General features: G+C 39.4%; 28 protein-coding genes. 18 read left to right on the forward strand and 10 right to left on the reverse strand.

Annotated features, from left to right (window positions below):
• Positions 1-3 precede the first annotated feature (3 nt).
• The 3 genes from V6C71_25925 to cysS form a co-directional block, all read right to left on the reverse strand.
• Positions 4-597: a DUF3177 family protein gene (locus V6C71_25925; protein ID HEY9771896.1), complete on the reverse strand. Its 594-nt coding sequence runs from the start codon at positions 595-597 to the stop codon at positions 4-6.
• A gap of 426 nt (positions 598-1,023) precedes the next feature.
• The gene (locus V6C71_25930) at positions 1,024-1,248 is read right to left on the reverse strand and encodes a Calvin cycle protein CP12 (GenBank protein HEY9771897.1); all 225 of its coding nucleotides are present in this window, start codon (positions 1,246-1,248) and stop codon (positions 1,024-1,026) included.
• A gap of 416 nt (positions 1,249-1,664) precedes the next feature.
• Positions 1,665-3,107, reverse strand: a complete 1,443-nt coding sequence (gene cysS / locus V6C71_25935; protein HEY9771898.1) for a cysteine--tRNA ligase — start codon at positions 3,105-3,107, stop codon at positions 1,665-1,667.
• Positions 3,108-3,461: 354 nt separating this feature from the next.
• Between cysS and ilvA the strand changes: the two genes are divergently transcribed.
• Positions 3,462-4,973, forward strand: coding sequence for a threonine ammonia-lyase, biosynthetic (gene ilvA / locus V6C71_25940; protein HEY9771899.1), 1,512 nt, complete (start codon positions 3,462-3,464; stop codon positions 4,971-4,973).
• A 190-nt stretch (positions 4,974-5,163) separates the two neighbouring features.
• Here the strand turns inward: ilvA and V6C71_25945 are convergent, their stop codons facing one another.
• Positions 5,164-5,397: a hypothetical protein gene (locus tag V6C71_25945; GenBank protein HEY9771900.1), complete on the reverse strand. Its 234-nt coding sequence runs from the start codon at positions 5,395-5,397 to the stop codon at positions 5,164-5,166.
• 170 nt (positions 5,398-5,567) lie between these two features.
• Between V6C71_25945 and V6C71_25950 the strand changes: the two genes are divergently transcribed.
• The 3 genes from V6C71_25950 (at position 5,568) to V6C71_25960 (ending at position 7,085) form a co-directional block, all read left to right on the forward strand.
• A complete protein-coding gene (locus V6C71_25950; protein HEY9771901.1) occupies positions 5,568-6,176 on the forward strand; it encodes a hypothetical protein in 609 nt (202 codons plus the stop codon).
• 118 nt (positions 6,177-6,294) lie between these two features.
• Positions 6,295-6,609: a carbon dioxide-concentrating mechanism protein CcmK gene (locus V6C71_25955; GenBank protein HEY9771902.1), complete on the forward strand. Its 315-nt coding sequence runs from the start codon at positions 6,295-6,297 to the stop codon at positions 6,607-6,609.
• 125 nt (positions 6,610-6,734) lie between these two features.
• Positions 6,735-7,085, forward strand: coding sequence for a carbon dioxide-concentrating mechanism protein CcmK (locus V6C71_25960; protein HEY9771903.1), 351 nt, complete (start codon positions 6,735-6,737; stop codon positions 7,083-7,085).
• Between the two features lie 155 nt (positions 7,086-7,240).
• Here V6C71_25960 and tnpA read toward each other — a convergent pair whose 3' ends face one another.
• Positions 7,241-7,639, reverse strand: a complete 399-nt coding sequence (tnpA, locus tag V6C71_25965; protein ID HEY9771904.1) for an IS200/IS605 family transposase — start codon at positions 7,637-7,639, stop codon at positions 7,241-7,243.
• Positions 7,640-7,681: 42 nt separating this feature from the next.
• Here tnpA and V6C71_25970 point away from each other — a divergent pair, with 42 nt between their 5' ends.
• Positions 7,682-8,803 (forward strand): transposase, encoded by a 1,122-nt coding sequence (locus V6C71_25970; GenBank protein HEY9771905.1) that lies wholly within the window; start codon positions 7,682-7,684, stop codon positions 8,801-8,803.
• A 78-nt stretch (positions 8,804-8,881) separates the two neighbouring features.
• Here the strand turns inward: V6C71_25970 and V6C71_25975 are convergent, their stop codons facing one another.
• Together V6C71_25975 and V6C71_25980 are read right to left on the reverse strand one after the other, a co-directional pair.
• Positions 8,882-9,427, reverse strand: coding sequence for a hypothetical protein (locus V6C71_25975; protein ID HEY9771906.1), 546 nt, complete (start codon positions 9,425-9,427; stop codon positions 8,882-8,884).
• Positions 9,428-9,910: 483 nt separating this feature from the next.
• A complete protein-coding gene (locus V6C71_25980) occupies positions 9,911-10,057 on the reverse strand; it encodes a hypothetical protein (protein ID HEY9771907.1) in 147 nt (48 codons plus the stop codon).
• A 16-nt stretch (positions 10,058-10,073) separates the two neighbouring features.
• On the opposite strand from V6C71_25980, the gene V6C71_25985 reads away from it, so the two are divergent.
• The 3 genes from V6C71_25985 to V6C71_25995 all read left to right on the forward strand — a co-directional run bounded on the left by V6C71_25985 (position 10,074) and on the right by V6C71_25995 (position 10,894).
• Positions 10,074-10,229, forward strand: a complete 156-nt coding sequence (locus tag V6C71_25985) for a hypothetical protein (protein HEY9771908.1) — start codon at positions 10,074-10,076, stop codon at positions 10,227-10,229.
• A gap of 76 nt (positions 10,230-10,305) precedes the next feature.
• Positions 10,306-10,527, forward strand: coding sequence for a hypothetical protein (locus V6C71_25990; protein HEY9771909.1), 222 nt, complete (start codon positions 10,306-10,308; stop codon positions 10,525-10,527).
• Entirely contained in the window at positions 10,517-10,894 is a 378-nt protein-coding gene (locus V6C71_25995) for a type II toxin-antitoxin system VapC family toxin (protein ID HEY9771910.1), read from the forward strand. Before V6C71_25990 ends, V6C71_25995 begins: the two co-directional genes overlap by 11 nt.
• A gap of 252 nt (positions 10,895-11,146) precedes the next feature.
• Here the strand turns inward: V6C71_25995 and V6C71_26000 are convergent, their stop codons facing one another.
• Entirely contained in the window at positions 11,147-11,455 is a 309-nt protein-coding gene (locus V6C71_26000) for a helix-turn-helix transcriptional regulator (GenBank protein ID HEY9771911.1), read from the reverse strand.
• A complete protein-coding gene (locus V6C71_26005) occupies positions 11,448-11,723 on the reverse strand; it encodes a type II toxin-antitoxin system RelE/ParE family toxin (GenBank protein ID HEY9771912.1) in 276 nt (91 codons plus the stop codon). The genes V6C71_26000 and V6C71_26005 overlap by 8 nt, the downstream gene beginning before the upstream one ends.
• A gap of 433 nt (positions 11,724-12,156) precedes the next feature.
• Between V6C71_26005 and V6C71_26010 the strand changes: the two genes are divergently transcribed.
• From V6C71_26010 to V6C71_26020, 3 genes are all read left to right on the forward strand, one after another.
• Positions 12,157-12,384: a hypothetical protein gene (locus tag V6C71_26010; GenBank protein HEY9771913.1), complete on the forward strand. Its 228-nt coding sequence runs from the start codon at positions 12,157-12,159 to the stop codon at positions 12,382-12,384.
• On the forward strand, positions 12,362-12,691 hold the full coding sequence (locus tag V6C71_26015; GenBank protein ID HEY9771914.1) for a type II toxin-antitoxin system PemK/MazF family toxin: 330 nt from the start codon (positions 12,362-12,364) through the stop codon (positions 12,689-12,691). The genes V6C71_26010 and V6C71_26015 overlap by 23 nt, the downstream gene beginning before the upstream one ends.
• Before the next feature lie 222 nt (positions 12,692-12,913).
• On the forward strand, positions 12,914-13,084 hold the full coding sequence (locus V6C71_26020) for a hypothetical protein (protein HEY9771915.1): 171 nt from the start codon (positions 12,914-12,916) through the stop codon (positions 13,082-13,084).
• Between the two features lie 29 nt (positions 13,085-13,113).
• Here the strand turns inward: V6C71_26020 and V6C71_26025 are convergent, their stop codons facing one another.
• Complete coding sequence (locus tag V6C71_26025) at positions 13,114-13,485, reverse strand: endonuclease domain-containing protein (GenBank protein ID HEY9771916.1); 372 nt, start codon at positions 13,483-13,485, stop codon at positions 13,114-13,116.
• A gap of 696 nt (positions 13,486-14,181) precedes the next feature.
• Between V6C71_26025 and V6C71_26030 the strand changes: the two genes are divergently transcribed.
• The 7 genes from V6C71_26030 to V6C71_26060 all read left to right on the forward strand — a co-directional run bounded on the left by V6C71_26030 (position 14,182) and on the right by V6C71_26060 (position 17,530).
• Positions 14,182-14,751, forward strand: a complete 570-nt coding sequence (locus V6C71_26030) for a type IV pilin-like G/H family protein (protein ID HEY9771917.1) — start codon at positions 14,182-14,184, stop codon at positions 14,749-14,751.
• A 100-nt stretch (positions 14,752-14,851) separates the two neighbouring features.
• A complete protein-coding gene (locus tag V6C71_26035; protein HEY9771918.1) occupies positions 14,852-15,376 on the forward strand; it encodes a prepilin-type N-terminal cleavage/methylation domain-containing protein in 525 nt (174 codons plus the stop codon).
• 30 nt (positions 15,377-15,406) lie between these two features.
• The gene (locus V6C71_26040; GenBank protein HEY9771919.1) at positions 15,407-16,189 is read left to right on the forward strand and encodes a hypothetical protein; all 783 of its coding nucleotides are present in this window, start codon (positions 15,407-15,409) and stop codon (positions 16,187-16,189) included.
• Between the two features lie 125 nt (positions 16,190-16,314).
• The gene (locus V6C71_26045; protein HEY9771920.1) at positions 16,315-16,695 is read left to right on the forward strand and encodes a hypothetical protein; all 381 of its coding nucleotides are present in this window, start codon (positions 16,315-16,317) and stop codon (positions 16,693-16,695) included.
• On the forward strand, positions 16,692-17,045 hold the full coding sequence (locus V6C71_26050; protein HEY9771921.1) for a hypothetical protein: 354 nt from the start codon (positions 16,692-16,694) through the stop codon (positions 17,043-17,045). Before V6C71_26045 ends, V6C71_26050 begins: the two co-directional genes overlap by 4 nt.
• 59 nt (positions 17,046-17,104) lie before the next feature.
• A complete protein-coding gene (locus V6C71_26055; GenBank protein HEY9771922.1) occupies positions 17,105-17,299 on the forward strand; it encodes a hypothetical protein in 195 nt (64 codons plus the stop codon).
• A gap of 6 nt (positions 17,300-17,305) precedes the next feature.
• Entirely contained in the window at positions 17,306-17,530 is a 225-nt protein-coding gene (locus V6C71_26060) for a type II toxin-antitoxin system RelE/ParE family toxin (protein HEY9771923.1), read from the forward strand.
• Position 17,531: the final 1 nt, after the last annotated feature.

The following is a 17,531-nucleotide window of genomic DNA, read 5'->3' on the forward strand; positions in this document are numbered from 1 at the left end:
TGATTATTGTTCTAGCGCAGAACGTCCTTGCTTACCAAGACGAATCAGTACGAAATAAGCTAAATAAATTATATATATTACTAAGCCAACTGATCCCATAAAGCCTAAAAAGCCCTCATTTCCTGACTCGTTGTGGAAGAAATTACGATAAGCTTGAGGTGCTTCTAACCACACTTGGCAAAAAGCAGTCTCTACAGTGCTGCTGGATAAACCGCAGGGGAGAAAAATAGCTTTGGCGATCGCCCCTAAAACACAATAACCTGTCATCGCCCAACGCCAAGAGGTAAATACCAGCTTTAAAATACTCTGGGGTATATCTCTAATTTCTTCATTTAAATCTACCCAAAACCAGAGAGAAATTGGGATTAAAATGCGCGCCGCCAAGCTAGTGATAAATCCAATCTTCCACTCAGGGATTAATAAATAGACCGTAATTAACAACAAGCTGGCAACCCGCCAATAGATGATTAATAATTTTTGCATGGCTTCTTGTTTTTGGAATAAAGCCCAAATCAAAAGCACTAAAGGGATAATTACCGCCACCAGTACTCCTAAACGATAGTCCATCCATACCAAAGGTCTAAACCAAATATCCATTATTTATTGTGTTAGCGAAATTGATGTCTACTATTTCCGTGTTTGAGATTGAACAGCCTTAGATTGCTTTTTAAGAGTGCATTAACAATTGTTCTAAGTCAACGCCTGAAGCGTTAAAGAATTTTTGTGTATTGCAGTTAGTTATATTTTTCTAGCCAAAAATAAAGATCAACGCAAGCATCGTCAGAAAATAACGATGTAACGTTGACCGCATTCCACAGTGAGGACATATATATATTCTCACTTGTGTATTAATGATAATTATCTAACCGCAGAATGCCGTGGGGCGTTTAAACTTAAACTACCGGTAAATAAACTTATAAGACAGCACATACGCCATTTAAAACGTTGTCGATCGAACGTTGTTGACGGATGTGGATAGCGTCGTCGAATTTCGATTTTAAGTCCATTTACACATAGATAATGCTAGTCTTCGTAGACTCGACATTCTAAAGCATCAGGGTTATCTTCGCAATATTGCTCAAAAGAATTTTTCTTAGGAGCTTTTTGTTTTCGATGGGATGCTTCAGCAGATAATTCTTCTACTGTATCCCAAGCAGCAGCGCATTCTCCCGAAGTGTCGCCTTCGGTACTACAAACTTGTCTTGCAGCCTCTCTTTCTCTTTGTATTTGTTCTTGTATATCGCTCATATTAGTCCTCTTATTTTCAATATCAGGATTATGTTATACCATGCCAGGTTATTTAGCTGCGGTAGCTACTTACACGCCCTATTAGTCTCAGAAATTCAACAATTACCAAAATGTATGGTAATTGTTGAATAATTATTTCTCTAATTTTAGGCTTTGTCTAGGCATTTATACTTTATAATCTAGCATTTCTGCTAATGTAACCAGTTAACATTTAGCTTAGAAGTTAAATATCCACTAAAGCCAAAAAAGTTATCTGCTCAAAGAGCTATTAATATTCATATTAGCGTTTAAGGTGTTTGCGCTCCAACATTTCAATAACAGAAGCTAGCAGGCAATATTATTCAAATTCAGAGCCTTTGTAGCCCAGAAAAATACTTAAAAATTTAATTATCGAACATTTAAAGAGCCAATGCGCTTTAATCGCGATTCCAAATTGTTACTCTTCCAGGTTTATCAATTAAGCTAATACCTCGGGCTTGTAATTCGTCCCGAATGCGATCGCTTTGGGTATAATTTTTATTTTTTCTAGCTTCGTTGCGCTGCTGCACCAAGGCTTCAATTTCCGAGTCCTTTAATTCTTCTGCATCACTACTAGCTTTTTCTGTCTTAGCTTCAAAGCCTAGAATTGCGGCTAATGTAGTCAAAGTTTGCCACTGTTGCGCTAATTGTTGAGCATCAGTTTTGATCGTCCCTTGATGAACCAAAATATTACCTTCCTTGCTCAGGTTTTTAGCAATCTCAAACAGAACAGCCAAACCACCGGCAAAGTTAAAGTCATCGTCTACGGCTAATTTAAACCTGCTTACTAATACTTCATCCTGCAAATCAGCATGAGTAAAACCTAACTGTTTGCCATACTGATGACCAAATAATAAACCTTCTTTTAAAGTTTCCCAACTACTGGTAGCGGTAGTTAGTGCTTCTTCGGTAAAATCTACAGGCTTGCGATATTGAGCTTGGAGAATAAACAACCGCACCGCCATCGGATCGTATTTATCGAGCAACTCGCGGATGGTAATAAAGTTGCCTAAAGACTTAGACATCTTTTTCCCTTCTACAATAATCATACCGTTATGCAGCCAGTAATTAGCTAAGGGTTTACCTGTTACCGCCTCAGATTGAGCAATCTCATTTTCATGATGCGGAAAAGTTAAATCTCCACCACCAACATGAAGATCGATTGTTTCCCCTAACATTTCTCGCACCATTGCCGAACATTCTATATGCCAGCCAGGACGACCATTACCCCAAGGAGACTCCCAGGCTGGTTCACCTGCTTTGGCTGCTTTCCAAAGGGCAAAATCAAAGGGATACTGTTTTTTACTACCCTCGGAATCTTCTACACCGACTCTACCGCTAGCACCCGCCTGCATATCATCAAGTTTCCTGCCCGACAATTTGCCGTATTCAGGAAACTTTTGCACCGCATAGTAAACATCCCCCTGCGTAGGGTAAGCAAAACCTTTTTGTTCTAATTCATAAACCAGACGCTTAATTCCATCTAGAGTATGTGTAGCGCGGGGATAGGCATCTGCTTGACCTACTCCCAACCTAGCCATATCTTCAAAATAAGCAGCGATATACTTCTCGGCAACCGCCTCCATTGATGTTCCTTCTTGCCTAGCGCGGTTGAGAATTTTATCGTCAATATCGGTAAAGTTCTGAACATAATTTACTGCGTAGCCACTCCACTGTAAATAACGACGCACCACATCCCAAACTAAACAAGTCCTCGCATGACCAAGGTGGCAATAGTCATAGACAGTGATGCCACAGCAATACATTCGCACCTTATTCTCTTCAATGGTCTGAAACGCTGATTTACTACGGGTGAGGGTATTGTATACGGTTAAGGTCATGACTTATGGTTTATTGGAGAATATTATTGCAGAGTCGCAAAGATCGAAGTCAAAAGTCAAGAGTTAAAACGGTTTTTCAAAGTTATCATAAAATAGCGATTTGTATGCCGATCGTAAGATTAGTAGGTTGGAGAAATTGCGATTGGGCGCAGCCCACGGACGCGGCTCCAGGCGCTAATGCTAAAGCATACCGCTCCGCATATCCTTTAGGGCTTTGCGATCGCAACTTTAAATTATTTCTTACTAAAATCAACGCCTGATAAATTAGCAGTGGTTTTGAATTTAGAACCCGATCGAGAATTCAAGATCGATATTTGATAAGATCTAAAATTATCTTTACATAGCCTCCCGCCCATGAAATCCGACTACTTGGAGAGGATTCTCAACGCTCGTGTTTATGATGTTGCTCAAGAATCGCCTTTGGAATATGCGTCTATTTTATCAGCCAGACTAAATAACCAGCTGCTATTAAAACGAGAAGATATGCAGTCGGTATTCTCCTTTAAACTACGGGGTGCGTATAACAAAATGGCGCAACTGCCGCCTGATGTTCTGCAACAGGGAGTGATTGCAGCCTCTGCGGGAAACCATGCTCAAGGTGTGGCTCTAGCTGCTCAATATTTAAAAACAACGGCATTTATTGTCATGCCCGTAACTACTCCCCAGGTAAAGATAGATGCGGTAAACGCTCGTAACGCAACTGTAGTTTTGCGGGGTGATACTTATGATGATGCTTGCGCCTATGCTCGACAACTATGTCAACAAAAAAATTTGACTTTTATCCATCCCTTTGACGATCCTGATGTGATTGCGGGGCAGGGAACAATCGGCATGGAAATTTTACGGCAATACCAGCAGCCAATACACGCGATTTTTGTGGCAATTGGTGGTGGTGGGTTAATTGCGGGAATTTCGGCATATATCAAGCGTTTACGCCCAGAAATTAAGATTATTGGGGTAGAACCCGTGGATGCTGATGCAATGTATCGCTCGATGAAAGCAGGATATCGAGTTTGTTTACCCAGAGTGGGTTTGTTTGCCGATGGCGTGGCGGTACGAGAAGTGGGGGAGGAAACATTCCGTCTTTGTCAAGATTATGTAGATGAAATTATCTTAGTGGATACGGATGACACCTGTGCTGCAATTAAAGATGTATTTCAAGACACACGCTCTATTTTAGAACCCGCTGGCGCATTAGCGATCGCTGGAGCTAAAGCCTATGTAGAACGGGAAAATATTACAGGAGAAACTTTAGTAGCGATCGCCTGTGGTGCAAATATGAACTTCGATCGTTTGCGGTTTGTCTCGGAAAGGGCGGAATTTGGTGAACGTCGCGAGGCAATCTTTGCGGTGACTATTCCCGAAGAGAGGGGCAGTTTTCGTAAGTTCTGTGAGTGTATTGGTAAGCGTAATCTGACTGAGTTTAACTATCGTATTTCTGATGATCACAAAGCTTATATTTTTGTCGGCATCCAAATTCAAAATCGCGCTGATGCTGCTTCGATAGTAACTACTTTTGAGGAGCAAGGATTTGAAACTATCGATCTAACTGATGACGAACTGGCTAAGATGCACCTGCGTCATATGGTAGGAGGGCGATCGCCTCTATCAGAAAATGAGCTACTGTATCGTTTTGAATTTCCCGAACGTCCAGGGGCATTAATGAAGTTTCTCAGCTGTATGAGTCCCAACTGGAACATTAGTCTATTTCACTATCGCAATAATGGTGCAGACTATGGACGCATTGCCGTAGGAATGCAGGTTCCTCCTGATGAAATGACCCAATGGCAAAAGTTTCTTAACTCGATGGGTTATCGTTATTGGGATGAAAGCTCTAATCCCTCTTATAAATTATTCCTGAGTTGAACATAACCCAGCAATAAAACCATAAATTGCTGACGGTAATCTCTAAGCGTTGCTAAATCAAAAGTTCTTGACTGTTACAGCGAATTTCAGTTGAGTGAACTTATTATTTGCTCCGCTTACCCGCGATAGACTTATTACTCAGACAAATCAATCTGGTCTACCCAATCAAAAACTGCTGTAACTGTTGACCTTACTGCTCTTTTTGTTCAAACGTAACGGGTTTATAACTATCAGTTGGTTTAATCGGGGAGATTTTAGCTGAATCCTGATTAATACAGCCGTCTTGCTTATCGGCAACGTATTGACATACCCGCGCCCAAAGTTTAGTGCGATCGCCTGGTTTGCCCGCGCTAAATATTACTTGGCGATCGTTTTTAATCTTAACCTGACAAACTGGGCAAATCTCGATATTTTCTGAAGACATAAGCCTTACCAACTAGTGCTTGCTTTAATTATCATACGTATTTTTGTTACCCATGTTACCTTATTCAGCATCGATCTTAATTAAAAACCAAGTCGATCTGTTTTATTAACTTGCTTATCTATGAGCAGAGATACAATGCAAATAAGAGCAGGCTTAGTCGCATTGGATTAATGACATATACCACCGACGAACTAATCAAAATATTAGACTTTGAGCTAAAAGAAAATTGGAAAGGAAAGCGTGTTGTCCTATCTTCAGCGCAAAGAATTAACGATCCTGTGATGGCAAAAGCCCTGAATATGGATCAGGTCAACAAAGTCTTTGCCTATCGCGATTTTCGCCATCAAATCCATGAATACCAACAGCAACATGAAGTATCGGGCATTATTTGGCGCACCTGTACTTTTAACGAGCAAAGTATTACCTATCCTGAAATTCATAATCAATTGATTCCTGTCCAGGGTGATAAAGAAATTCTCATTTCTGCCCGTTCCAAGATTTTAAATTTTTGGAATCGAGTCACTTCTAAAATGAATTTTTGGCTAGTCAATAATCGAACTAACCGTCACGGTAATCATCATCAACCAATTTCACCAGAATATCTTCAGAAATTAGTCATCCAAACCGAGTGGGCAGAAATTGATGCAGCCCTTACTGAGATATACCTTGGCTTGTGTTGGGGCGATCCACGAGATCATCAATACCAGTGGGCAAAACCAAATTCAGGTTGCGATCGCATTATCGCTACTAGATCCGAACCGAGCGCAATCAAGATATAGTGGTTTAGATGAAGATTACTCCACCACAGGGCTTATCAAGGACAGCCCCTTGTAAAACTGGTGTAAGTTTATTTCAGAAAATATGTCTTAATTATTCAAATTTTGAAGCAAAAAGTTTATGTCTCAACAACACGCGGTAGGCGTAATCCAAACTTTAGGTTTTCCTGCTGTTTTAGCTGCTTCTGATGCGATGTTAAAAGCTGGTCGCGTCACTCTAGTTTATTTTGACAAGGGAGAAAGCGGTACTTTTGTCATTGCGATTCGCGGTCCAATTTCTGAAGTAAGAGCGTCGATGGAAGCGGGATTAAAGGCAGCGGAAAATACTTTTGGTGGAGAGGTAACAACACACTATACTGTTCCTAATCCTCCTGAAAATGTGGTTACGGTCTTGCCCATTGCTTATACCGAAGAAGTAGAGCAATTTCGCTTCTAGCTTATCGTTTATCAAGAGTTGAATTTATTCAACAATTACCGCGCGTCAGTTAAAATTAGTACTCGTAAATGTAATTTAGCCGTACTAAATTCTATTTGTAAATAATAATTTTTAGGAGCAAATTTATGCCATCTCAATCTGCCGTGGGGTCGCTCGAAACAAAAGGATTCCCTGGCATCTTAGCAGCAGCCGATGCTATGGTAAAATCTGGGCGAGTAACCTTAGTCGGTTATATTCGCGTTGGTAGTGCGCGCTTTAACGTTAATATTCGTGGTGATGTTTCAGAAGTCAAGACAGCTATGGCTGCGGGAATTGAGGCTGTAAAAAAAGCCGAAGGAGCGACTTTAGAGTCTTGGGTAATTATTCCTCGTCCCCACGAAAATGTCTGCGCTGTGTTGCCGATTGACTACACTGATGAAGTGCTGCCTTATCTCGATCGCGTGGAGGGCAGAACCTTGCCTGTTGCACCAAATTAAATTTGCTTTAGGTTCAAATCGATTGACTATTTTTTAAATGCTGTTTAGATCGAGCTAGTTATAAGAGTAATGGATGGGTCTAATTACAGCTTTGTCCATCCATTTTACAGAAAAGGAAAGCCCACGAGCGAAGCGTCATTTATGCGTGGGATGAATCATCCGCGAGTTTTTTGTTGAGCAATATATCTTTCAACCGTAGCAGCTGAAACGTTTCTAGCCGTCGAACAGAAATAGCTTCTAGTCCACATCGAAGGCATTTTTAGTAGCTCGGTAAATTCTTGTCTCAAATATCTAGAAGTATAGTCTTTAACTTTGTGCATCACTTGATTCGGAGAAATAGTTGGTGGACAATTTAAAAAAGCATGAACGTGGTCGGGCATCACTTCTAATGCCACTACGATTAGGTCGGCATCTTTACAAGCTTCGTGTATTAAAGCTTTTAGTCGCTGTTCGATTAATCCTCTAAGTACTTTTCTGCGTCGTCTAGGACACCAAACAAAATGATAATTAATTAGAGTGACTGATGTATTCTTATGCCGATATTCTTGTCCCATATCTAGGTTATAAATGTGTCTATAGTATTGTACAATAAACACATGAAGACTTATAGATTCAAGCTATATCAACATAAACGGAATAGGCATTTGCATCGCACGATAAATGTAGCGGGAAATATTTATAACCACTGCATAGCTTTGCACAAACGCTATTATCGCGCTTTTGGTAAGTATTTGAACAAAAATAAGTTAATGAAACACATAGCCAAACTCAGAAACAAAAATGAGTATTGGAAGCTTATAGGTTCGCAAGGCGTTCAAGACATAGTGCAGCGCATAGACCGAGCCTATCAATTGTTTTTTAAACATCATTCCAAAGGGGTAAGACCACCAAACTTTAGAAAAAGAATTAAGTACAAATCAATAACTTTAAAACAAGCTGGCTACAAATTTTTAGATGTTAATCAGTTAAGAATAGGCAAAAGAGTATTTAAATATTGTTCGAGTAGAGACATAGAAGGAAAAATCAAAACCATCACTATTAAACGCAATCCTTTAGGGGAATTGTTCGTTTTTGTAGTAACAGATTATATAGACAGTCAAGTTGGAATAACGACAGGTAACAACGCGGGTTTTGACTTTGGATGTAAGGTTTTTCTGACTTGCTCTAACAACACTGAAATACATTCACCACTATTCTTAAAACAGTCTTTAAAAGAATTAAAATTGGCTGGCAAAAATCATTCTCGGAAAAAGAAACGTTCTAATAACCGAGAAAAAGCTCGGAAACATTTAGTTAGAGTTCACGAAAAAGTAGTCAATCGTCGTCGTGACTGGTTTTGGAAACTAGCACTTGAGTTGACTAATAAATTCGACTACTTGTTTTTCGAGACACTTAATCTGAAAGGAATGCAGCGTTTGTGGGGTCGCCAGATTAGTGACTTAGCGTTCGCTGAATTTCTCAAGATACTAGATTTTGTAGCAACCAAGAAAGGGAAAATAGTTAGCTACATAGACCGCTGGTATCCGAGTACTAAAACTTGTCACAAATGCGATTATGTTTTAGATAAAATTGAGCTAAAAGAACGTTATTGGGTATGCCCTGGATGCTCTACCAAGCATGGGCGTGACTCAAATGCTAGCCAAGTGATTCAAAAGGTTGGGGCTTCAACCTTGGGGCTAGGCGATGTCAGACATCTTCAAGATGCAATTGCTGTTTAACCCCCGAATCCCACTGCATTTATGCGTGGGAGTGGGTCAAATTAACTATTGACAACTATTGACTTAAATAATTATGGTTCAATTATCCAGCGTAGATAGCTTTGTTTTTAAAGCTCTAACATAAAGAAAAATTGGGAACTGATAATACTCAATAATGAGCCAAATAATACAAGACAGGTGAGCGCAGAAGGTCAAAATTGTCCAAGTTAGAGGAAGCCAAGATAGCAAGCTTCCATTCATGGGCGGAAACAAATATAAACCTGTTCCAATGATTGATGTGGGAACTAGCACAAAAGCCAAAGCAAATAATATATAAGCCCATCCCACCTCAGCACCTTCTCGATGGATTCCCTTCCAGATTTTGCCATTCCAGTACCATGTCAGAGGAAGTTGACTATCTACCATCTTAAGCAACTGTTTATCAAAGTTAGTCGTAAAAATATGCTGACAAAAATTACAAGAAAAAGTTTCCATTAACGGCATTTCTGTAACTTTGCCATGACGACATACGGGACAGGGATATTCTCCACGGTCATGAAAACGATGATGCTCTGTCCATTCTTGCTGCAAAAGATCGATTTGAGAGTTTGTTAGTGAACTATGAGAATTATGAGCGTTAGCCATATACTTCAGATATCGTGATACTTTTCAAGTGCTATTAGATATGAAAATTATTTAACTGGTAATTTGTCTTTAACTATTGTTTAACTCAATGGTAGATTGCTGCATTATATAGACAAAGCCAAGTCTAAAAAATGCTGCTTATCCACATCTGTCGCTCGGCATTCGATTGGATTTTAGAGTGTAATTATATCTAGCTTAGTATAGCTAAACACTAGGTCCAGCTATATTTGATATAAATGTCAATATTAATTTGCAGAATCAACTTTTATTGTAAATATTATGGGTATGTGAGTAACAACTATAGAAAACATCTATGGAATAGAAAAAAGAACGCTAGACACCTTGTTAACCAGGCAAGAGGCAAAAGTAAAAAATTGCTCGAGTTTAAGTCTTCTTGATTTTTTTATCTCTTAACTTTGTATTATCTGCACTTACTTGTGGAAAAATATCTTTGGCTATCAGGGTAGCTGCCTAATAACGAAATTAGAGATTAGTAGTTAATTTAGCTTTTCTGAGCATAAACTGCAAAAGTGTTTCTTCTGTGTAAATAATGTCAGCTTGACTTTCCATTTCCAATTGCAACGAACAGTGATTTTTTTCTCTACCAAAAATATTGCTATTGGGAGTCATCAAAACTTCATAATCGTTGACTGGTAGGCGATCGCATTTCTTTAATTCACTACATACAGCTTTTGTAGCAGTGCGATCGCACTTTCAATCCATCAGCCTGAAACACCATTCAACTATTCCCTCAGAATTGGGGGCTAGGGGGCAAAAGGCGATCGCACTTTCTATCCATTAGCCTAAAACACCATATATCTGACCAGTTCTAAATTGCTATCATTGAATTCAAGTTTCATTGCCACATATAAAAAACGATGGAAGTTATAAAACTTACTACTGAAATTGATGACACAGGAAAGCTAAATATTAGTTTGCCAACCAATTTAGTCGCTGGCAAGGTCGATTTGATAGTAATTGTTAATCCTGTCCCCCAGAAGGAAGAAAAACAGAATATCTATAATTTTGATTTATCAGAAAAACTTAGCTGGCAAGGTGATGCTGTAGAAACACAGAGAAAGTTAAGGAATGAGTGGTAATCGTTATCTCCTAGATACTAATGCTATTATCGCCTTGCTACAGAGAGATCTTAGCTTAGTTGAATTACTTCAAAGTGCAGAATGGATCGGGATTTCTGTAATCAGCCAGCTAGAATTTTTGGCCTTCTCTGGCTTAACGGAATCTGATATCAGGCTTTTCCACCAGTTTTTACAACAAATAGAAGTACTTAATTTATCTAGTCAAGATCGATCGCTAATCGAGCAAATCATTTCAATTCGCCAACAATATCACTTTAAACTACCAGATGCGATCGTCGCTGCCATGGCAAAAGCAAACTCAGCGAAGCTAGTTACTCGCGATGTTCAATTAGATAGAGTCGTCGGTCTAATAATTGTTAATTGGTAGATATTTAAAGCGAGCGCACTTTCTATCTATCAGCCTAAAACACCATTCAACCATTCCCCCAGAATTGGGGGCGAAAACCAATAGCCCCCTTGCATCCCCCAAGTATGGGGGACTTTTAGTTTAACTGCCTACCCGCAAAATCTAATCTCAAAGCGATCGCACTTGCAATCCATCACCCTGAAACACCATTCAACTATTTCCTCCAGAATTGGGGGCTAGGGGGCAAAACGCGATCGCTCTGTGTTTGAAAGCTTATGCAACCTTAGAATCAATAGGTATGAGCTCAATCTTTACCTGGCGATTGAGAGCTTGAGCTACACGGCTTAACATTGAGAGGGAATGCCCCTCGTAATCTGCATCCTCCAAACGAGAAATTACCGATTGAGTTGTTCCAATCATCTCAGCTAATTTCTGCTGACTTAATCCTGCTGAATTGCGGGCATCATAAATCAACTGAGCAACATGAGCATTCACCGTTGCCTGCTCACACATCTCCCGTAGTTTCTCATCATCGCCAATCATGGCATCAATAATTTTTAGTCCGTCAGTTGTCCTAGTCATCTATTGTCTCTCCTTGATAAGTATGTTGTTCAGGATTCTGCTCAAACTTTTCTTTTCTCTTGATTGCAAGCTCAATCTCATTTTTTGGTACAGCCGAACTCTTTTTAATAATTGAGTGATGAAGCACAGCAATATTTTTGCCATTAAAAAAATACAAAATTCGATACTGGATATTGCGATGTTTAGCTCGAAGCTCATAAATGCCATCCTGTAGATAATCTGCTGAAGGTCGGCGCAGTTCATAACCCATATTTTCAAGCTGACGAATGCGACCTACACAGTTGGCAAATCCTTAGGAATTTTTGCTTCTTAGTTCGCTCAACCATTTCACCACAGGAGCATTGCCTTTTTTCTCTTGGTAAAACAGTATGCAAGTTCTTGGCACGGTTTACCTAAAAGAGTAATTATATCAATATTGCTATAATTATTGCCATAGCTTTTAAGTTTCCCTAGTAGTGCGTCTAAGCTAAAATGCTGGGCTGATTCCCTCAAGCTTAGGGGGCTAGGGGGCTCAAACCAATTTTCAATACCCAACAAATTAATGACGCGCTACTAGTGCGATCGCCCTACCTCGATTCTTTCCATACATAAATGCGATCGCATCACTTCAAATCCTTTACATATAAAGGAGATCGCCCTACTAAAATTCTTCACATGGGAAATGCGATCGCAATTTATATTGCAATAAGCTAAATTAAAATATGTCTACACACCATAAAATTCCCATGTTAAAAACACTGTTAGCTACTGTCCATCAAGGAAAAATTGAAATACCAGAACAGCTTGAACTTTCAGAAGGTACTAGGGTTCTAATTACAGTACTACCAGATAAAGAAACTGAGTTTTGGAATCAATCTAGCAAAGCATCATTAGACAAAGTTTGGGATAATACGGAGGATGATGTTTATGCCGAATTACTCGAAGAATAATATTATCCTAGTTCGTTATCCCTTTTCTGATTTATCTAACTCCAAAGTAAGACCTGCTGTTGTCGTTAGTACAGCACACGCCTCTCAAGATATTATTGTTGTGCCTTTGACTAGTAAGACGACTAAGTTGTTATCAGGCGAGTTTATGCTTCTCGATTGGTTAAAAGAAGGATTAAATGTTCCTACTGCGGTAAAAAGAGGTCTATATACGGTCGAGAATAGATTAGCGATCAAAGTTATCGGTGAATTATCAAAAGTGGATGCTCAAAAATTAGAAGGTTCTTTGCAAAGCTGGCTAGGGTTATGATTTGAAGCTTAAAGATGCTTAGATAGACGCAAAGCGATCGCCCTACCTCGATTTTTTTCATACATAAATGCGATCGCACTTGCAATCCATCACCCTGAAACACCATTCAACCATTCCCCCAAAATTGGGGGCGAAAACCAATAGCCCCCTTGCATCCCCCAAGTATGGGGGACTTTTAGTTTAACTGCCTACCCGCAAAATCTAGTCTCAAAGCGATCGCACTTGCAATCCATCAGCCTGAAACACCATTCAACTATTCCCCCAGAATTGGGGGCTAGGGGGCAAAACGCGATCGCCTTTTCCATTCATCAGCCTAAAACACCATTCAACTATTCCCCCCAGAATTGGGGGGCTAGCCCTAAAGGATTCCCTAAAGGGTACACCTTCGGATAAGCTTCGCGTCGGGGGCTAGGGGCTAGGGGCTAGGGGGGCAAAACAGCAGCTTGTCTTATTTCTGCAATCACCTGGGGTAAATTATTTAATACCTGTTCGTTACTAAATCTCAACACTCTGTAACCATATTCGGCTAACTTATTAGTTCTGGCGCGATCGTAATCAATTTGTTGATCGTGAATTTCTCCATCGACTTCCACAACTAACTTACAAGCAGCACAATAAAAATCCAAAATAAAATTACCTACAGGATGCTGACAGCGAAACCGTAATCCTTCTAATTGTTTATTCCTTAATGCAGACCATAAATAAGCTTCTGCTGGAGTTAAGTTCTTTCTTAGTCTCCGTGCAGCTTCTTCTATCTCTGCTGTTGTACCGCGAATTCTGGGTTTGTGGTTCATTGTTGATTTGCCCCCTAAATCCCCCAATTCTGGGGGACTTTTAGTTTAACTTCTAACCCGCAAAATCTAGTTTCAGAGCGATCGCACTTTATGCTCGACTAACTTGGATTTAGCCCCCTTGCATCCCCCAATACTGGGGGACTTTTAGTTTAGCTGCTTACCCTTAAAGTTAAGGTAGCGAGAAAGTAAAACTATAAATCCTCATCCTGACAACTCGCAATTTAACCGTTCCCCCCAAACTTGGGGGGCTAGCCCTAAAGGATTAGCTTCGCGTCGGGGGCTATCAACCCAGCTTATCCCGCCCCCTAAATCCCCCAACAATGGGAGACTTTTAGTTTAACTTCTAACCCGCAAAATCTAGTCTCACGATCGCACTTTCAATCCATCAGCCTAAAACACCATTCAACTATTCTCCCCAAACTTGAGGGCGAAAACCAATAGCCCCCTAAATCCCCCAACAATGGGGGACTTTTAGTGAGCAAAGTAATTAAAACTATTAATTTAATCCTCTTCAAATGTCTATTGAAAATGTGATTTGGATCGCTGCATAAATCTAGTTAACTATTAGCAAAAAATTCTAAAAAAACTTTTTTAATAATGATATGTTTTATCGATATGTTGGGTAATTTCTAAATAGGAAAACAAAAACATAAAACAAACACACAAACAAATTTTTATTAATCGAAGGATATAGACATGAATAACGTATTTACTGCTAAATTATTAAACAACTTACGTATCAAAAAAGGCAACAAAGGTTTTACTTTAATTGAATTATTGGTAGTTGTAATTATCATCGGTGTATTGGCTGCCGTTGCCTTGCCTAACTTACTTGGTCAAGTTGGTAAAGCCCGTGAGTCTGAAGCGAAAACTGCTATGGGCGCAATGAACCGCGCTCAACAAGCTTATCATTTAGAAGCAAGTAAGTTTTATGGAGAAGTAGCTACCGCCACTAATGATTTTTTAGGTACTGAAGCTGCATTAGGAGTAGTCCCTGGTGTTGAATTTTATGACTACGGAAACAAAACTGCTGATGGTGGTAATGCTACTAATTCAACCTTCGTTGCTGTTGCCAAAAATCCCGATAATGATGGAACTCGTGATTTTGCCGCAGGCGTAAACTACTCTGGTGGTGCATTCAAGACTGCTATGTGCGTAGCTACTGGAAAAGATACTGGTACTACAAGAACTTCAGCAGGTACTGAAAGTTTAGTCACTGCAACTCCTGCAACTCCTGCTTGTACTGGTGGTAATTTAATAAAATAGACGTTCAGTATATTTTATGAGCTTAATTTTACTGCTATATGTCAGAGGTTTGCAATCATTTTTGTTATTCTTCTGACATATTTTTTTTGAAATAAAAACTATGGTTAACAATAAAAAAAATAATAATTACATTTTTTTTAAAAGAATAATATCTAGTAATAATAATCAGGGATTTACTTTAATCGAATTATTAGTAGTAGTCATTATTGTTGGAATATTAGCTGCTGTTGCTTTACCTAATTTATTAGGTCAAATAGGTAAAGCCAGAGAAACAGAAGCAAAAATTACTTTAGGTGTACTTGCTCGTTCCCAGCAAGGATACCATTTTGAAAACAAAACCTTTTATAACGGTAACGATATAAATGTTGTCGGCATAGGTATTTCAGGAGAATATTACGCATTTACAACAGATAATACTGCCAATCAAAGTAAAGCAATTCATACAGCATACGCTACTAATCCAAGCAATGATCGCGCTAGAGATTTTTCTGTTGGAGTATATTATAACGCTCCTCAGTATAGTCAAACTTTGTGTATTGCCACAGGAGTTGATAGTGACGGAACAACTTCTAGTGTAACTGCTCAAGCCGATCGAACTTGTAATAGGGGCAATAAGATTCAGTAGTTTTATTGTTTATTTTTATAGTAATTAATTATGAATTCTAAAGTAAAGAAATTAATTTTAAATATATTACTATCTATTTCTTTTATTAGCGGAATTATATATTTACAAAAACCGCAATTAGAAGCTAAAAATAAGTTAACTCAAGAAGATCATAATCGACAAGAATCAAAAGATCAAACAACAGCGAGTTTATTAGCAAAGATGCCTGGTTTTAGCTATAAGAATTTAATTGCCGACTGGGCATTTTTAAAGTTTTTGGTTTATTTTGGCGATGGTGATGTTAGACAACATACTGGCTATGCAGCTACAACTGATTATTTCAAAACCGTAGTTAAAAACGATCCTCGCTTTGTCGAAGCATACTTTATGATGTCTCCTGCTACCTCTGCATTTGCTGGAGATCCTCAAGTTAGTACAACTTTGATCGAACAAGGTTTAGCATCTATTACGCCACAATCTCATCCTGATTCTTATATTTTATGGATATATAAAGCGATTGATGAATTATTATTTTTAGGTGATTCAAAGGCTGCTAAACGTTCTTACGACAAAGGTATTGAATGGGCGAGTTACTATGATGATGACAGAAGCAAAGCCGTTGCTGCGCGTATGAAATCAATGTCTAATTTTTTGGCAGATAATCCTGATAGTGTTGAAGCACAAATTGGTTCATGGTTTCAATTGTTAACTAACGCCAAGGATGATATTACTCGTCAAAGAGCAGTTGATAATATCGAAAGACTGGGTGGCGAAATTCAATTGACCCCCCAAGGTGTAACCGTTACAGTTCCTGAAAAACACCGTCGTACATGATCGACCGATTCTAATATCCAACATTTGCACACGATCGTAATCATTTGCGATCGACCCGACATAAACACCGATAAACCCTGTAGAGGCGTTCACCATCAATTAACGCCATAACAGGATTAAAACCCATGAAATACAACCCCGATCGACACCACAGGCGATCGCTCCGATTACCTGGATATGATTACAGCCAACCAGGGGCCTATTTCGTGACCATTTGCGCATATCAACGGCAATGTTTATTCGGCGAAATTATTGATGGACAGATGATTTTGAATCAATATGGTGCGATTATTGCCGAAACATATCAATGGTTGTGTCAACAACATTCATATTTGCATACCGATGAATGGATTGTGATGCCCAATCATTTTCACGCCATTATGGTAATTACCGATAAACCCTGTAGGGGCGTTTCGCGACGCGAAGCTAATCCTTTAGGGGAAACGCCCCTACGATCAACCCACGGCATACCAACCATACGATCAATGCGCCAAACGTCCCCATGATCGACGAACGCCACAGCGCCAATGCGATCAATCAACAACGTAAACCATTGGGGCGTTTAATTGGTGCATTCAAAACCGTTTCCACCAAAAAAATCAACATATTGCGCGACGCGCCAGGAACAACGATATGGCAAAGTCAATGCCCCCTAAATCCCCCAAGCTTGGGGGACTTTAAATTATCTTCTCCCCCAGAATTAGGGGCTGGGGGGCAAAAGAGTAATATCTTCTCCCCCAGAATTGGGGGGCGGGGGGCGAAGAATGCGATGGATAAAATTCGTCAGTATATTGTTAATAATCCCCTGTTGTGGGATTTAGATCGATTACATCCAGATCGCCCCTCAAAATGGTAAAGGCGATCGCCCGACAGATATTCTCAAGTTTTATAAGTACAATTGAATTAAGCTATTTTATGAGAGCAACAATTATGGAAGGCGTTCAGTTTTTAGTCAATGAAGAAGGTGAAAAAACTGCTGTATTAATTGATTTGAACGAGTGGGGAGATTTATGGGAAGATTTTTATGACATCATGATTTCTCGTTCTCGTCAAGATGAAGCAGAAGTTAGTTGGGATGAGCTTAAAGCAGAGCTTGAGCTAAATGAATAAAATATTATGCCTCAATACAGCATCAGCTTTAAATATTCAGCAGCCAAAGAACTTAAAAAACTACCATTGGAATTGCAGCATCGCATAGCTAATAAGATCGAACAACTCATTGAAGATCCTCGCCTTTCAGGAGTAATTAAGCTTAAAGGAAATGATGATTTGTATCGTTGTCGAGTTGGTGAATACAGACTGGTTTACCTTTTAATAAATGGGTCTAAAGCCTCGCCCTAAA

Origin of the sequence: Coleofasciculaceae cyanobacterium, assembly GCA_036703275.1 — a bacterium.
Lineage (GTDB): Bacteria > Cyanobacteriota > Cyanobacteriia > Cyanobacteriales > Xenococcaceae > Waterburya.

Excerpts from the sequence above, each read along its gene's own strand:
- V6C71_25925 (HEY9771896.1), bottom strand. The coding sequence starts at position 597 with ATGGATATTTGGTTTAGACCTTTGGTATGGATGGACTATCGTTTAGGA.
- V6C71_25930 (HEY9771897.1), bottom strand. The coding sequence starts at position 1,248 with ATGAGCGATATACAAGAACAAATACAAAGAGAAAGAGAGGCTGCAAGA.
- cysS (HEY9771898.1), bottom strand. The coding sequence starts at position 3,107 with ATGACCTTAACCGTATACAATACCCTCACCCGTAGTAAATCAGCGTTT.
- ilvA (HEY9771899.1), top strand. The coding sequence starts at position 3,462 with ATGAAATCCGACTACTTGGAGAGGATTCTCAACGCTCGTGTTTATGAT.
- V6C71_25945 (HEY9771900.1), bottom strand. The coding sequence starts at position 5,397 with ATGTCTTCAGAAAATATCGAGATTTGCCCAGTTTGTCAGGTTAAGATT.
- V6C71_25950 (HEY9771901.1), top strand. The coding sequence starts at position 5,568 with ATGACATATACCACCGACGAACTAATCAAAATATTAGACTTTGAGCTA.
- V6C71_25955 (HEY9771902.1), top strand. The coding sequence starts at position 6,295 with ATGTCTCAACAACACGCGGTAGGCGTAATCCAAACTTTAGGTTTTCCT.
- V6C71_25960 (HEY9771903.1), top strand. The coding sequence starts at position 6,735 with ATGCCATCTCAATCTGCCGTGGGGTCGCTCGAAACAAAAGGATTCCCT.
- tnpA (HEY9771904.1), bottom strand. The coding sequence starts at position 7,639 with ATGGGACAAGAATATCGGCATAAGAATACATCAGTCACTCTAATTAAT.
- V6C71_25970 (HEY9771905.1), top strand. The coding sequence starts at position 7,682 with ATGAAGACTTATAGATTCAAGCTATATCAACATAAACGGAATAGGCAT.
- V6C71_25975 (HEY9771906.1), bottom strand. The coding sequence starts at position 9,427 with ATGGCTAACGCTCATAATTCTCATAGTTCACTAACAAACTCTCAAATC.
- V6C71_25980 (HEY9771907.1), bottom strand. The coding sequence starts at position 10,057 with ATGACTCCCAATAGCAATATTTTTGGTAGAGAAAAAAATCACTGTTCG.
- V6C71_25990 (HEY9771909.1), top strand. The coding sequence starts at position 10,306 with ATGGAAGTTATAAAACTTACTACTGAAATTGATGACACAGGAAAGCTA.
- V6C71_25995 (HEY9771910.1), top strand. The coding sequence starts at position 10,517 with ATGAGTGGTAATCGTTATCTCCTAGATACTAATGCTATTATCGCCTTG.
- V6C71_26000 (HEY9771911.1), bottom strand. The coding sequence starts at position 11,455 with ATGACTAGGACAACTGACGGACTAAAAATTATTGATGCCATGATTGGC.
- V6C71_26010 (HEY9771913.1), top strand. The coding sequence starts at position 12,157 with ATGTCTACACACCATAAAATTCCCATGTTAAAAACACTGTTAGCTACT.
- V6C71_26015 (HEY9771914.1), top strand. The coding sequence starts at position 12,362 with ATGCCGAATTACTCGAAGAATAATATTATCCTAGTTCGTTATCCCTTT.
- V6C71_26025 (HEY9771916.1), bottom strand. The coding sequence starts at position 13,485 with ATGAACCACAAACCCAGAATTCGCGGTACAACAGCAGAGATAGAAGAA.
- V6C71_26030 (HEY9771917.1), top strand. The coding sequence starts at position 14,182 with ATGAATAACGTATTTACTGCTAAATTATTAAACAACTTACGTATCAAA.
- V6C71_26035 (HEY9771918.1), top strand. The coding sequence starts at position 14,852 with ATGGTTAACAATAAAAAAAATAATAATTACATTTTTTTTAAAAGAATA.
- V6C71_26040 (HEY9771919.1), top strand. The coding sequence starts at position 15,407 with ATGAATTCTAAAGTAAAGAAATTAATTTTAAATATATTACTATCTATT.
- V6C71_26045 (HEY9771920.1), top strand. The coding sequence starts at position 16,315 with ATGAAATACAACCCCGATCGACACCACAGGCGATCGCTCCGATTACCT.
- V6C71_26050 (HEY9771921.1), top strand. The coding sequence starts at position 16,692 with ATGATCGACGAACGCCACAGCGCCAATGCGATCAATCAACAACGTAAA.
- V6C71_26055 (HEY9771922.1), top strand. The coding sequence starts at position 17,105 with ATGAGAGCAACAATTATGGAAGGCGTTCAGTTTTTAGTCAATGAAGAA.
- V6C71_26060 (HEY9771923.1), top strand. The coding sequence starts at position 17,306 with ATGCCTCAATACAGCATCAGCTTTAAATATTCAGCAGCCAAAGAACTT.